The organism is Myxacorys chilensis, assembly GCF_059505265.1.
The window spans coordinates 1-14,428 of record NZ_JCACKG010000089.1 but is presented as its reverse complement, the minus strand read 5'-3'; the positions used below and the strand labels follow the sequence as shown (position 1 = coordinate 14,428).

General features: G+C 47.6%; 10 protein-coding genes and 2 pseudogenes. 4 read left to right on the top strand and 8 right to left on the bottom strand.

Annotated elements, in window-relative coordinates; translation table 11 throughout:
- The 4 genes from AC5JLB_RS05675 to AC5JLB_RS05660 form a co-directional block, all read right to left on the bottom strand.
- On the bottom strand, positions 1-2,489 hold a 2,489-nt coding region (locus AC5JLB_RS05675), incomplete at its 3' end, for an AAA-like domain-containing protein (RefSeq protein WP_495872875.1).
- 37 nt (positions 2,490-2,526) lie between these two features.
- On the bottom strand, positions 2,527-3,831 hold the full coding sequence (locus tag AC5JLB_RS05670; RefSeq protein WP_495872874.1) for an AAA-like domain-containing protein: 1,305 nt from the start codon (positions 3,829-3,831) through the stop codon (positions 2,527-2,529).
- Entirely contained in the window at positions 3,828-5,591 is a 1,764-nt protein-coding gene (locus tag AC5JLB_RS05665) for an AAA-like domain-containing protein (RefSeq protein ID WP_495872873.1), read from the bottom strand. The genes AC5JLB_RS05670 and AC5JLB_RS05665 overlap by 4 nt, the downstream gene beginning before the upstream one ends.
- Before the next feature lie 269 nt (positions 5,592-5,860).
- On the bottom strand, positions 5,861-6,376 hold the full coding sequence (locus AC5JLB_RS05660; RefSeq protein WP_495872872.1) for a YkgJ family cysteine cluster protein: 516 nt from the start codon (positions 6,374-6,376) through the stop codon (positions 5,861-5,863).
- A gap of 247 nt (positions 6,377-6,623) precedes the next feature.
- On the opposite strand from AC5JLB_RS05660, the gene AC5JLB_RS05655 reads away from it, so the two are divergent.
- Both AC5JLB_RS05655 and AC5JLB_RS05650 read left to right on the top strand, forming a co-directional pair.
- Positions 6,624-6,767: a hypothetical protein gene (locus tag AC5JLB_RS05655; RefSeq protein ID WP_495872871.1), complete on the top strand. Its 144-nt coding sequence runs from the start codon at positions 6,624-6,626 to the stop codon at positions 6,765-6,767.
- A gap of 168 nt (positions 6,768-6,935) precedes the next feature.
- Positions 6,936-7,556, top strand: a pseudogene (locus tag AC5JLB_RS05650) (IS630 family transposase); the annotation flags it as partial.
- A gap of 340 nt (positions 7,557-7,896) precedes the next feature.
- On the opposite strand, the gene AC5JLB_RS05645 reads toward AC5JLB_RS05650, so the two are convergent.
- The 4 genes from AC5JLB_RS05645 to AC5JLB_RS05630 all read right to left on the bottom strand — a co-directional run bounded on the left by AC5JLB_RS05645 (position 7,897) and on the right by AC5JLB_RS05630 (position 13,169).
- On the bottom strand, positions 7,897-9,588 hold the full coding sequence (locus AC5JLB_RS05645; protein ID WP_495872870.1) for a CAP domain-containing protein: 1,692 nt from the start codon (positions 9,586-9,588) through the stop codon (positions 7,897-7,899).
- Entirely contained in the window at positions 9,585-11,699 is a 2,115-nt protein-coding gene (locus AC5JLB_RS05640; protein ID WP_495872869.1) for an nSTAND1 domain-containing NTPase, read from the bottom strand. The genes AC5JLB_RS05645 and AC5JLB_RS05640 overlap by 4 nt, the downstream gene beginning before the upstream one ends.
- An 11-nt stretch (positions 11,700-11,710) precedes the next feature.
- Complete coding sequence (locus AC5JLB_RS05635; protein WP_495872868.1) at positions 11,711-12,208, bottom strand: hypothetical protein; 498 nt, start codon at positions 12,206-12,208, stop codon at positions 11,711-11,713.
- Positions 12,209-12,335: 127 nt separating this feature from the next.
- A complete protein-coding gene (locus AC5JLB_RS05630; protein ID WP_495872867.1) occupies positions 12,336-13,169 on the bottom strand; it encodes an alpha/beta hydrolase-fold protein in 834 nt (277 codons plus the stop codon).
- Between the two features lie 477 nt (positions 13,170-13,646).
- Here AC5JLB_RS05630 and AC5JLB_RS05625 point away from each other — a divergent pair, with 477 nt between their 5' ends.
- Positions 13,647-13,886, top strand: a complete 240-nt coding sequence (locus tag AC5JLB_RS05625) for a lipase family protein (RefSeq protein ID WP_495872866.1) — start codon at positions 13,647-13,649, stop codon at positions 13,884-13,886.
- Between the two features lie 194 nt (positions 13,887-14,080).
- Positions 14,081-14,373: pseudogene (locus AC5JLB_RS05620) on the top strand (IS701 family transposase); the annotation flags it as partial.
- Positions 14,374-14,428: the final 55 nt, after the last annotated feature.

Sequence of the window (14,428 nt, the reverse complement as noted above, 5' to 3'; positions counted from 1 at the left end):
AGCCGACTCGTGGTGTCATCCCCAGTCGCGATTTGCTTGCCATCTGGGCTGAAGCTGGGAGTGCTACCCTCAAATCCAGCAAGTTTATTACCCGACAGGTCATACAGCCGACTCGTGGTGTCATCCCCAGTCGCGATTTGCTTGCCATCTGGGCTGAAGCGTGAATAGCCGCCCTGGAATTGGGCGAGCTGCTTACCCGACAGGTCATACAGCCGACTCGTGGTGTCATCCCCGGTGAGGACTTGCTTGCCATCTGGGCTGAAGCTAGAGTTGCCCTGGAATTGGGCCTGCTGCATCACAGAATTAACTGCAACTCTCAGTGCCATGAGAGGGCTAATTGCAGGATAAGTATTAATACTTTTTGAAGTTGCTCCTTTTTGCAGCAGCGCTTTCACACCACGTCCCAACTCTAATGCCGCAATCAACTTATCACTACTGCGATACTGATAGGCAGGAAGCCGCAGCAGTGCCACTCCTTTGCGTTCTAGTTCAATCCCTTTCTGCACAATCTCTCGCTGCTCCACTGCAACTTGCTGTGCTTTCCTTGCTTCCTCAGCTTTTGCTTGCGCCTGTAGCCTTTGTCTCTCAGCCTGCTGCTGGGCCTGAATCGCTTGCTTCCTGGCTTGCTCTGCCTGTTTCTTGTCCTGATTCACCTGTTCTAGACTGGCTTTTGCCTCACTTGCCTGCTGCTGTGCCACCACAAACTGCTGCTGCGCTGCCTGTGCCTGCTGTGATGCTTTTGCCGCCTGTGCGCCTGCCTCCTTCTCTTTCTGTTGGGCCTGCCGGTATTGCGTCTGCGCTACTTGTGCTTTCTTCTGGGCTGCTTTTTCCTTCTCTTGCGTTTGGTTCAGTCTGGCATTTAGCTGCTCGCTCTGGATAACTAACTCATCCTTCTGTTTCCTCGCATTCTGCATTCCTGTTTCAGCGGTCTTCCGTTCGCTCTCCGCCCGAAACGAACTCGGTACTGCAATTCCGGCAACCGCGATCGCCACTCCCATTCCCACCAAACTGATTAAATTCCGCCGATCGGACTTTCGCTTCACGATCTCGGCCTCAATCTTCGTCTGCTGCACCTCCTCTTGCACCTGCACCAGCTGCTGATTCGCCGTCTTCAGATTCGTCTCTGCTTGTTCTCGCGCCGCTTCCAGGATTTGATTCGCCGCCGCTTTCGCCGCCAACTGCTGCTCCACCTCCTGCCGATCCACTTCCTGACTGGCTCGCACAAACCGCGCATCCTCATCGCTCAGTTGCTTCCCTTCCGACCAAGAGATCGCCTCCCGCAGTGCTTCCCCCCGCAGCAACCGTGACTTGTCCTTCCCCTCAGACTTGAGCCATTCAGAGATTGCCACGCTGTAGTAAGCCGGACGCAACTTCGCTAATTCCGCATTCACCCAAGCGAGATCAAACACTTGCTCATAAATCCGGTTATACACCCGCAATTGCCCATCCCGCTTCACTACCAACCCGGACAGTTGCAACTGCGTCTGCTCCGTTGAATTATCCCCCTCCAGTCCATCCTTCCGCTCCAGCACCTGCTGATACAACCCCAATAGCCGCCCCGCTTGAGCTTCCCCCCGCTCCAGCACCCGGCCCCGAATCGTCCGCAGGTGCACCGGGTCGTCCTTGCCTTCCCAATTCTCCACAATCCGCTCCTGCACCACCTGCGCTACCCAAGCCGCGCGATTTTCCACAGGCTTCCTGACCCCTTGCCCCACCGCCTGTCGCACCAGCGCACAGAGCTTTTGCGTCAAAAAGGGCTGTCCCCCCGTCCAATTCAGAATCTCCGCAATCGTATCCTGCGCGTCGCCCAGCCCCGCCTGCAAAGGTTTTGCCTCATCCAACCGAAACCCTGCCAACTCGATCGCCCGTCCCACATTAAACGGCGTTCGCTGCATATCCCGAATCAAATCCACTGGCGTTGCCGCCCCAATCAACGCAAACGTCAACCGCCGATAGATCGGCTCCGTTGATCGCTGGTTGTAAACACTCCGAATTACGGCAAAAAAGTCATCTGCATCAAACGGCAAACTCCGTACACTATCAATTTCGTCGACAAAAATGACGATCGGTTCTGGGACTGCTCGCAACAACACCGACTCCAAAAACTTACTGAACCGCTGCACCGGCGATAACAACGGCAAACTTTCCCACCACTCATTCAAATCAAACTGGAGATACAACTCAAAACTATTTACCAGCGAATCGATCATGCCGGCATACCACTCCACCGCTGTACTTTCCGTCGTCCCGATCGCCGTAATATCTACCATGGCACAGCGAATCCCGTCCGCCTCCAGCCGTTGCCGCGTCCGTGATTGCAAGCTGGACTTCCCCATCTGCCTGGCATTCAGCACATAGCAGAACTCTCCCGCCTTTAGCCCTTGATAAAACTCTTCATCCGCCTGTCGCTGGACATAACTCAGTGCATCAACTTCCAGCGCACCACCGAGTTTATAGAAATAGGGAGTGGAAGAGGACTCGCTCGCCATCACAGTTACCAAACTAGAACACAGAACAACCCAAAATTTATCGCCGCCGCATCATAGGCGGATCGCCCGGCTGAGAAACCATCCAGATCGCCCCGCCCAACATCAACCCCGACAACACAAACACCACCAAACTGGCATAAAACAATCGCTGCGCCTGCGCCAACTTGCGATCGACCTCGCGATTCCGTTGCAGCACGGCTTGCTCCTGCCCTGGCCCACCCCCGACCCAATCCTGCGCTTGTCTTGTCGTCAACGCCTGCTGCTGGGCCACCCATTCCGTGGTAAAGATCGCTCTATAAATCCGATTAGCGACCTGCAAACAGCGATCGCGCTCCACCACCAAGCCCGACAACCACAATTCAATCTTCTCTCTCGTGCTCCCGACTCTTACCAAGCGACCTTGCAATATTTCGCTGTAGAGTGAGAGTAGCTGCTGACTTTGAGCACTACTAAGAATGCGATCCTGAATCGTTTTGAGATGCTCCGGAGTATCTTGCTGAAGCCAACGATCAATCACATAAGTATTCACTAGAGCGGCAATATAGTCTGTCACTTCTGCATTCGGAATATCCTCCCCTTTCTGGGCAATCAGCTGACACAGCTTCTGTGTTAAAAAGGGTTGTCCCCCTGTCCAATCCAGCACTGCACTCAAAATGGCTTGAGGCGGCAAAGGTAACCCGGCTAATCCTGCTGCCAATGGCTGCACTTCCTCCAGCGCAAAGCCCCGCAGCTCAATTCCCTTACCAATATTGAACGGCGTCCGCTGCGGATCAGCAATCAACTCCGAAGGCGTCGAAACTCCAAACAGCGCAAACGTCAACTGCCAAGACTCTGGCTGATCGGCGCGACGGTTATAGCTCTCCCGAATCAGCGCAAAGAAATCATCGCAGCTAAACGGCAAGCTCAACGCACTATCGATCTCATCGACAAAAATAATCGTGGGCTCAGCCACCAAACTGGGCAATACCGATCCTCCAAACTTTCCCAATCGCTGGACGGGGGAGAGTAAATGATGCTTCTGCCACCAAGCCTCTAGGTCAAATCGATCGTAGAGATGCAAGGCATTGACGACGCTATCAATCATTCCGGCATACCATTCCTCAGCGGTAATCTCCGCCGTGCCGATCGCCGTCAGGTCGATCGCTGCACAGGCAAAGCCCGCCGCCTGTAACCGCGCCATCACCTGCACCCGCAAACTCGACTTGCCCATCTGACGCGGGGTCAACACATAACAAAACTCGCCCTGCTTCAACAACTCATAGAGCTCCGTATCCGCCTGGCGCTGCACGTAAGTCGGTGTGTCGATTGGTAAACTGCCGCCAACTTGATACCCCTGATTCATGTGCCCACTTCCAAGCGATCGCGAAAATAGGTGCGATACAGGTTACAGAGCGGCTCCACATCATTTCCCCGCAGTGCCACTAGCCCCATACTCCGCAGCTTAAAGGCTTCGGTTGGTTCTAGCCGCACTGCTTGGTTCGAAGCGATCACTTGCCGCATTGCTGCCGCTAACTCCGCATCCGCCTCTAAGTTCAGCAAATGTCGTCGTAGATGATCCCCAAACAACCCTTCCTCCGTCGGAGCTACCTGCACCACGCGTTCCAGAGTCAGATTGCCCCGCGCGATTTCATACAACGCTTTGCGCAGCAGATAGGGATGCCCATCCACCACATTCATCAATTGAGCGACTTCTGCGGTCGACCAATTCAAGCCATGCCTTGCGATCAACTCCAACACCTGTGGCTCTGTTAGTTCTGGCAACTCAATCGGCAAGCCCACGTTAAAGGGAGACTGGTTGATATTGAGCGGAATGTAGACCTCCTTAGAATGCACAATGATCAACCGTAACTTTTGCCAAATGGGTTCGTTCTTGCCTTTCTCATGCCACGCTCGCAGCAACCCAAAAAACTCCTGGGCAATATTGGGATGTTGAAAGACCTGATCGACTTCATCCAGTCCTAGCGTTAATGGTTCTGTAATCGTCTTCAGTAGATAGCGTTGAAAATAATTGGTGCATTTATTTTTACTGCCCAATACCCCTTTCCAATAGTCCTCTAATCGTTCATCCAAACCCAATTCATTGCTGATGCTGGCACAAAACCATTGCAGAAATAAATCAATACTGTTGAGAAATTCTTCATCCGCGGATTGGAAGTTGATATAGGCGGTACGATACCCGGCCTGTTTGCCATGAGCCAGCACTCGCTGCATTAAGGAAGATTTTCCCATTTGCCGTGGGGCTTTAATCCGAATCAAAGCGCCCGCTCGGCAGATCGTGTCGTAGCAATCCCGCTCGATCGGGGGTCGCTCCACATAAAACGGTGAATCTAAACTAACGCTCCCTTCTGGCATCTCAAATCTCAGCGGTGGCATCGGGGGCGTAGGAGACGGAGATGGCGTCGCTTGGGGTGGGGCAATGACAGGAGTTAGTTTACGCGCATCAGTAGGATCTAACGGAGGATTCGTTGCCGGGTTGGTTGGTAGTGTCGCTGAACCTGGAGTCGGGTAAATCTGTGGGGTGATCAGTCTGGGGGTGAGGTCCTCCGAAATCCCTGCCATGCTGATGCTGGCACACCCAAATTCATAGGCAACAGGAATGGATTTACCAGCTCCCAGTGCATCATAAAATCCCACGGCAAATTTCCGCGCCGCTTGATCGCCCACGGCTTGGCTCATCCCGATCACGTAGGAGATATGCTGAGCGATCGCATTCGCTTGCTCTTCGGAATAACACGCATTGAGGACCACGCATTCCACGGGGCAATCCGTGTAGGGGGCAACACAGAGCCGAAATAGCTTGGCTAAAGCCTGACCTTGAACTAACTGCACCGTCCCGTCTTCACTTTCGAGCGCTAGTCCCCCTGCCCCCACCCCATGTCCAGAAAAATGCACAATCTGGGGACTGAGTTCCGAGACGGCTCGCTGCATGTCGGTTGGGGAAACTGCCCACCGTTGTTCGAGACTGAATTGATCCCGATGTCGCGATCGTTGCAGCCCGGCTTCAATCTCTCGCAGTTCTTCATCCAACCGCAATGGAGTTGTACTTTTGGGATTCGCTGCCAGGAAAAGAATCGTTTTCGGTGAGGGCGAATTTTGGGGCATCGTAATCATTACAGGAACGGTAAAAGACTCAGAGGGATCGATTCCAATGGCAGGAATGGCAAATCCGCTTCATTGTCAAGGTCGTAATTTATTGTTAGAGATTATACTGACAATCTTTTCGATCCTTGCAAACGACTCAAATTGTAATTGTCACATCTACACTGAGGCTTTACAAAGTCACCAACCTCTGACGGAGCCGTACTTGGAGATAGATAACAAGGAAAGCCACCTATTCTTTTGCGGCAATATTGTTACGAATCGATGCCGAGTCAATGGTCGTAGTGCTGTTCAAAGGGGATAGGTATGCCACTCATCCGGTTAAGGTCATGACGAATCGCCTCTGCATTGCCCCACACGATTGCCTCCTCTCGACGATTGTTCACCTCGGTCTCGATCTGCTCACAGTACTGGTTATGGTCACGGGTCACGAAGAAGCCGTACGTCCGACAGGCGAGTGGACGGGAGTCATAAATCCGACAGGCCCCCTCCTGCTCGTCGAGATACGGGCACACCACTGTCGAACCGGGTCCCTGCTCAACAACTTGCTCCAGCAGCGCCTCAATCCTCTGCTGAACCATCGCTTGAATGGGAATGGGAAGAGCTGCCACCGCGGCATCCACTCGTTCCCATTCTGCCGGGCTCAGGTTGGGAGCCTGGGCAAGGTGACGACAGCAATAGTCGCACCCCCGGCGACAGGGCCACCAGTCCCGGTCAGCCCGAATGGCTTGAACTCTTGATTCGACCTGTTCATCCAGACTTTGCAGGGGCGGTCTGACGTTGCTCATCTCAATATCCGTTTGAGAACTCCCAGTGTATGGTACAGCGATCATGAGAGGGCAAAGGCAGGAAAAGCCAGCCCAGACGGAGTTCAGCTGATTTTCATATCAATATGACCGTCTAGAAAGCACGGCTGTCCATTCTAAAGCGGTTAGGGGTAGCAAAAAAGGGTTATTTCCTAAATACTACTCCGAGCGACAAATAGTCAACATAGGAGAGTGTCAACATAGGAGAGTAGCCAATTCAGCAGAAGCCATGAAACTGAAAGATGCTCGCCACTTACCTGCCGAAGCTCAAGAGGCCCTGCGCTATCGAGTCGTCAATGCGATAGAAAATGGCATGAGTAAATCAGAAGCGGCTCGGCTCTTCCAAGTTTCGCGCACCGTCGTGCACCACTAGATAAAAGCGGTCGATGAACAAGGTGCTAAAGCTTTGAAGGCGAAAAAGCGAGGGCGACGTCACTCGTCACGCTTAGCACCGCACGAAGCGGCGACGACCATGCGTTTGTTCACGAAGAAGTGTCCTGATCAATTGGGCTTACCCTTTGCACTGTGAACTCGAGAGAGTGTAGGGCAACTGCTAGAGCAACGTTATGGCATATCGGTATCGGTATGGACAGTCGGACGCTGTCTCAAGCGGTGGGGGCTGACTCCCCAAAAACCATTGCGACGGGCTTATGAGCAAGACCCGAAAGCGGTCAAACAGTGGTTAGAAGTTGATTATTCAGCCATGGTCAAACTGGCGAAGCAGGAGGGAGCCGAGATTCATTGGGGCGACAAGATGGGACTACGGGCGGATGACCAAATCGGACGCTCCTATGGCAAGCGAAACCGCTGCCCCGTGCTGGGAACCACGGGGCAGCGGTTTCGCTGCAATCTGATCTCAACGTTGACCAATCACGGAACGCTGTACTTCAAGTTGTTCACTCAAAACTTCAATAGCGACGTGATGCTGGACTTTTTGCGTCGCTTGATTCGCCAGATTCCCCAAAAGGTGTTTTTGATTGTGGACAAGCATCCGGTGCATTTTTCGGCGAAAGTCAATCGCTGGTTAGAGCAACATGCTGATCGGATTCGCATGTTTTGTTGCCGTCTTACAGTCCAGAACTCAACCCCGATGAGTTGTTCAATCATGATGTCAAGGCAAATGCTGTGGGGCGGAAACGAGCAAAAATCAAGGTTGAAATGATTGAGAACGTTCGTCGTCATTTACATCGTCGGCAACGTCAACCAGATGTTGTACAACGCTTTTTCCGTGAAAAACACGTTGCTTATGCAGCCCGGTAGAGTGTTCACTATTTCATGCTCTAGTTATTAGTGTTTGAGCAATCAATCGTCATGCCCAGAAGCGCGGTAGCGATGGCGATTGCCACTCTCAAGTTCGTGCATTGAACTCGATAAGATTCAGTGGCTTCTGATGGGCGTTGCTGATTCAAGCTATGAATCGATGATCGAGAGGGTTGAGAATTCGTTTGAAATTTTGCGAAGTCATACCGCTATTCAGCAACGCCTTCTGATGAACTTGTGCTTTAGCTTTTCTCTAAATACCCTTCAGCATAGGTAACAACGCACATTTCATGAAGAAAGTTACTATGAGAACCACAAGCGACTCCTACGACCTGGAAGTCTCGGTTGAAGAGATTGTCTTGATTTCCTGTTCGGCGCGGTCTGTAGTCGATTAACATTTCCATAACAAGAGCCTGACTCTTAGAAACAGCTCCTCGATCTGAAGGTTCAAAGTAGATAATATTCTCATATTCATCTTCATCGTATCTAGGGCATCCAACAGAACCGTGGCGTTTCAATCTTTCCCCAGTACCAATGGAATCGTCACCTGCATGTCCGAAACTTTTACCACTTTTGCCTTGACTCGTTACATGGTCCTGATTCGCTCCAGACATACCTCTAGAGATACTAAAAGGAGGTAGAGGCTTTTGTGAACGAAGAAAGGATATAGTTTTATCCACAGCACTACCCCTTTTATTGAAGTCAAAGGGCTCGGCTGGAAGGGTTAAATAATTACTGCGAAAGAACTGCTTTTGCTTCTCCAAAAGGTCTGCGTAAGCAGCAGGATTATTACGTACACTATTCATCTCGACAAAAATGTCTCGCTCCAGTTCAGAGAGATTATCAGGAGGACGACCAGATACGCCTAATGCCTCTCGGTGTTGCTTTAATTGTTCGGCTATACCGTCAGAAATCGATTTTGGAGTCGCAGGGGATGACCAGTAGGCAGCATTGAGAAACCTTAGCATTTTACATGAATTAGCTTCTGAGTTGGCATCTATAGGGCTAAAAACTCTTTCTGGATAAGAATATTTTTGACCCTTTTTAACTACTTCCCCTTCTGGTTTTTCCTTTGATTTAGCAATGATAGTACCCTCAAGAACTTCAATGCTTACAACATCTGAGGTTGTATTCTTAGGTTCTTTACTACATCGGCTGGTCGAATCTCCCGGCACTATCCGTTGAGGCCCCGATGTTATACTTGGAGACTTTGGTTCTGTCCTAACAACAACACATTTTTCTATGTACTCAACTACACTAGTAGTTCCATCAACACTAGTCCGAATCACAGTTTGCTCTTGCCCAGGATCAATCGTTAAACGTTCAATACTTCCTTGAGAAGAATTTTGCTTATTCTTAAAACCGACCAATACTTCACTAGAATTTTTTAAGTAAGAAAGCACTTTTCCTGGATCTGTAACTATTTGAATTCCTCCACTCTCTGGGTCGCAAGATCTACTTTGACTGTTAGCTCTCCAAGCAATTATATATGCTCCCTGAAATCTACAAGGAAAAGTGTATCTGCTCGATGTCCGATCATCGCTCGGCATTGGCCTGGTTTGCACAACAAGCCCATCGTAATTCTCCCTGCCGACGAAATATAGAGATGCTGATGCTTCTCCATCTGTCGGTACCGAAAGTTCACCCTGACGGTTAATCCGTCCGTTACCACTATCAATGTTTGGAATTTCTGTAATAAGCTCTTTTCGTGAATTAGCCGTGCGACGTATCCAAAAATGCTCTCCGCTGCCATTAAATCCTTTAATAACAGCGGCATCAGGTATTCCAGCATAACCTTGAACACCTAATGCTAATGCTAATGAGGCAGCAAATAGAATGACTACTCCTTGCCTAAAAAGTTTAGGAGCCGTAGTTCGTTTAAGTAAATTTTGAAGTAATGCTTTAAGTATTTTAACAATGAAAATAGTCTTCATGGGTTGAAGCTTTTAATCCTTGGACATTGCCTGATGCGGGTTTCTATCCCATCTATTGGATCAAATAGGATAAATGAGAGGGTCTCTTTCGAGAGATCCTTACAATTCGGAGCCTCATAAATATTTGTTCCATAAAAGCCACAGTTACCTTTAGTCGCGCTACGCCATGATATTTCTATATCTTCCAGAACCTTACAAGGCAAAAAGATTATTTCATCTAAATCTAAGCGTCCATTTCTATTCTTATCTGCACCCAAACCGGGTTGGCGCATTAAGATTGTGTAAGTAGTTTTTAGTGAATCAGTAAACTGATTTTCAAACTGGTCTAGTTTGGCATCTTTCTGCAACACACCAAATTGGCCTTTACTTAACTGTTCTTTTAGTTTTGAGGTATAGTTATCCCTGATAACATCTGCCAACAATGTTTCAGCAGTCTCTCGAACTTTTTCAAGCTCCCTCAAATTACTACTCTGCAACTTGTTTCCCTTTGCTCTAGATGCTGATTCAAAGTTTTGAGCAGCTCTTAAAATATTTTTGTAAATTTCAATAGCTGCGACAATATCTTTGTCTATAGCTCTTTGATTTGCTCTCTGAAGTGCCTTTTGTAATACAGGAATTTGATTTGGATTAGCAGAACTTCCAATAAGAACAGCAGAAAACTGCTCCTGGAAATGACTTTCAGCATATTCTCTTTGAGCAATTATCAACAGACTAAAAAGGGTAAGTACAAGAGTGACAATCCCATGTCGAGTTAACCTCTCTTTTTGCCTACTCCTTTGAATAAACTCTTTCTCTAAAGGGCTAATACTATTAAACTTCTGCTTTAACCATTTCTCAGACTCTCGCAAAAGTTTGCCTCTTAATAAAGCGCTTTTATCTCGTTTTTCATTCTCCCAGATCTGTATAGAATTTCTCAGGAATTCTTGCCAAGTACGGAACACATGGTCACGAGAAATCCAATTTTGCAAATCTTTCCATTCTCGAATCAATGCTTCATGAACAATCTCAACAATGTCTGTTTTTTTTCTTTCATCCCATCCTGTCACTAGAAGCCTTGAATTGTGGCCCGTTGAGTTTTCTCTATAGTTAGTCAGATAATTTACTAAGTTCCAGTTTTCATCCCCTATTTCTGAACGAGTTGCTACTCTACGGATACTTTCTATCCCTTGTCTCGGATATACTAACTGTGTGAAAATGTATTCAACCTGCTTCTTTTGAAGCTCGTCAAGCTGCTCGTAAACTTTTTCTGCATGGTTAGCTATTGATTTTTTAACTCCTCCAATCTCGTCATACGCACGATGAGTCAACTTTTCATTTTGTCGTTTGTTCCACAGCTCAGCTAGAGCGAATTCTAATAAGGGTAAATTTCCAGGTTCTTCACCTACATCGTCTAAAATGCGTTGAGTTAGTCCCGGTTCTAGCAGTACACCTGACTTTTTAAGAGGCTTTTCTATAGAAGATTGCAGTTCTTCTCGATTCATTGAACTGAGAGATTGTGGTGTGAATTGTTGTAGCGCATTCCCAAACCGGGGATATGAAAGAACATGCCCGTAAAAATCTGCTCGTAAAGTCAGTACTAATGTCAAGTTACCTACACTAACTGCATCTAGCAATAAATCAATGAATTGACGACTTTGCTTCTCGCTTGAACAAGATGTGTAAATCTCCTCAAATTGATCGATTACTAGCAATAGTCGCTGTTTCCCGGAATTAGCCTCTAAAATTTTTGATGCAGCTTTTGATAGGGTTAAACTTCTCCGCATCATACTCGCTAGGTCTATTTCCCGCTCAAGTTGCTGAATTCTATCCAACCCAGGTTCAAGCAATGGTACTAAAACAGCAGCAAGTTGTTCAAATGGCTGATTTTTAGGCCGGAAAGAATCGATTAACCAAATTCCTTCTGTTCGCAATTGAGGGATAAGACCAGCAGAAACAACAGAAGATTTTCCACTTCCAGATGGCCCAATTACAACTACTAGTGGTTGCGTTTGGACTGCTTTAATCAGTCCCGACTTAGATCCTTCTCCACCGTAAAGAAAGCGATCTCGTCCAAAGAAAAACTCTGTATCCTTCTCCTCAAAAGGTAATAAACCTCGATATGGACAGCCCACATCGAGGTCAATTACTTTTTTTTAACTTTCCTCAGCAGACGACTAAAAGTCGGGAACAATTGCTGCAGGAGTCCCTGTGTTTCAAGTTCCATTTCATAGGAGACAAAAGGTGGCAGTAGAGGAATTGCCGCTTTTAGCTTGGCACTAGAAGATTTTCCTGATTCATTCAACTTACTTTGAATATCAGTCAAAAGTTGAATGACTTGATCGGAACATTGATTTGTATTGTTTTGCTCAATACTTTCAACAGTTTGAATAACCTCAATAATTGCGTTGCTAGCATCGTCATCGTCAATTGCCCACGAATTGGACTCTTGGGTTAAAAGCTTCCAGTAATCTGCTTCTCGTTCGCGAATCTCTGGTAATACTTCTTTACGAATCCGTTGCTTGATCGAATTTTTCTCAAAAACATCGTTGGCAAATGCTAGACGTTTCTGAGCTTCGCCAAGGGTTTCATATAGTGAGTCCAACGTTTCTTCTAGAGTAGTCAACCTTTGACTTGAGGGCATTCCTGCGAAACTCCTACACTAGCGGTTTACGAGACTTAGCTCAGTTTAAATAAACAACATACATTGGTTAGAATAACCTTGAGACATTTTTACTCTATCGGTCTCTCGCAAGCTCCGTGGTCATAATCTAAGTAGGTTCAACCTTGGAAGGCGTTTCTGAAAGTCGGGGCGAAAAATCTTTGTTGAATAGGACGTAATCCACCCCTCGCATCAACATTTCTGTATAGTTGGCGTCAGATATGATTTCAAATCGATGATCCACACCATATTTAGCTAGTTCATCTACGGCACGACGTATCTCTGGAAGTCTCTTATCCTCATCTACTTCATTCGCAAGCATAAAGAAACGTGACTTATTAGCAACTAACTGACGCATAGCTACCTCATCTCGGTAGGTACTCTGACTGTTAAGGACAATAGTTCCAGATTGGAAGAGAGCTGGATTTCTCAAACTCAACGCCCAGCTCAGATCTCCTCCTAAGGAAGAACCTCCTAGAACGATTCGAGATGGATCAATACTGTATTTAGAAATCAGGCCGGCAAGATTGCTTTTGACAAACTTCTCGCATCGCTCAATCGCGGGATAAAAATTTTTACCAGGATCCCAGTCGTTCCTGCTGCCTTGTATATCAAATAGAACGACGATAAAAGGGTTTTTAATTCGCACGCTGTATTGTTCAGCAAAAGCTCCCTGAAAATAGTCATTAGGCGTTCCACCAGTAACGGGCAGCATAATCAGGGCTGGGTAAGTATTTCTCCTATCATACGATGAAGGTAATTTTACATCCGTTTTATCACTCCTTGGAGTACAAGTTGACTCATTGGATGTAGTTTTGGGAGGTTTAACTGAGTTCTGAGTCCCTATTTGAGCCTCCATAGGCTTAATCACAACTGTCGTCAACGACATTAAAAAGATAATGATACTCACTACGAGTAAACGTTTAACAAGCTTATTGAGCATAAGAAACCTACAGAAGTATGAAGTAAACTGCTCAACAGGTGAATTATGATCGTATGTGAATTATGATCGTATAAGGAAGAGGCTTTAAGCGCTACTCCAAAGAACTCTATAGCTTAACAGTCAAACCTGAGTACAGAGACGCCGTTTAAGTAAGCAACTAACTAAAGCGATTTTTCATCGTCTCCTCAAAAGCTTTGAGACTGGGTTGAGATAAATTTAGTATTGAGTATCCGATTCAATCTAGACAGCTAAATATACAAAAATTTTCAAAGCAGAACAAAAAATTACCCACAACTGTCTTATGTAACCTTAGAGACTACAAGCTACTCAACTTCAATCCCATGAGCTTGATTGAAGTTGGGTTACAACACTGCTGAGTTTAGTTTTTCTACTCTGACTTTGAAACAGCCCTGCGGTCATGGGGTCGGCTATGCAGCCACTCAACGGAATGCTAGCTCCCAAAGGAGGCCCCTGATCGTGCTGTTCGTTCCTAGCATGGGACGATCTCCTATCTCCGGCTGGTTGCTAATGAGTCGTCTTCGACAAGCGGGCGCGAAGACAACCACGTTCAGTTACTCAGCTCCGTCTGAAAGTGTCGATTCCATTGTTGCTTGTCTACGAGAACGCATCTCGCTGTTAGCGAAAGCTGATGGCTATGCCGTTGTCGGTCACTTTCTCGGAGGTGTTCGGAGGTGTGCTGCTTCGAGCGGTGATTAACTCCCTTCCGCTAGACATGGCACCTCCCATGCTTGTGTATCTGATGGGTCTCCCATTCTGCCATCTCGCTTGACAGGGCGTCTCCAAGGCAACGTGATCTTCCGCGTCCTGACCCAAGACTGCGGACAGTTAACCCTCATTTGTCACTATAGAGAAGAAATTAAGCTAGGGGTAGCTGTGTTCAAAGTGAAAGCATGATTTCTCGACAACCCGTTGCCACCGTTGGCTTCATTGACGAGTATTGCTTGCTGTACCGCTCGACTTTTGAGGATGTGCGGTTGTACGAATGTTTCAAGTGGCTGCGGGGATTGTGAGTGAGTTACCCCGCAAAACGCCACCAAACATCGCCAAACTAAACGGATTGAAGAACGGGCAAGGATTGCATCACTTTTTGCGAGGTAGAATGTGGGATGTGAAGCAAGTGCGAGCGATTCGACTGCATCTGATTGAGCAGCAAATTGGCAGATGTGAGCTTAGTTTGTGCATTAGACTTCTTGCAAAAGTCCGAGAAATCAGTACAAGTAAGTCAAGGAGGTGAAGCT

Excerpts from the sequence above, each read along its gene's own strand:
- AC5JLB_RS05670 (WP_495872874.1), bottom strand. The coding sequence starts at position 3,831 with ATGAATCAGGGGTATCAAGTTGGCGGCAGTTTACCAATCGACACACCG.
- AC5JLB_RS05660 (WP_495872872.1), bottom strand. The coding sequence starts at position 6,376 with ATGAGCAACGTCAGACCGCCCCTGCAAAGTCTGGATGAACAGGTCGAA.
- AC5JLB_RS05655 (WP_495872871.1), top strand. The coding sequence starts at position 6,624 with ATGAAACTGAAAGATGCTCGCCACTTACCTGCCGAAGCTCAAGAGGCC.
- AC5JLB_RS05630 (WP_495872867.1), bottom strand. The coding sequence starts at position 13,169 with ATGCTCAATAAGCTTGTTAAACGTTTACTCGTAGTGAGTATCATTATC.
- AC5JLB_RS05665 (WP_495872873.1), bottom strand. The coding sequence starts at position 5,591 with ATGCCCCAAAATTCGCCCTCACCGAAAACGATTCTTTTCCTGGCAGCG.
- AC5JLB_RS05635 (WP_495872868.1), bottom strand. The coding sequence starts at position 12,208 with ATGCCCTCAAGTCAAAGGTTGACTACTCTAGAAGAAACGTTGGACTCA.
- AC5JLB_RS05645 (WP_495872870.1), bottom strand. The coding sequence starts at position 9,588 with ATGAAGACTATTTTCATTGTTAAAATACTTAAAGCATTACTTCAAAAT.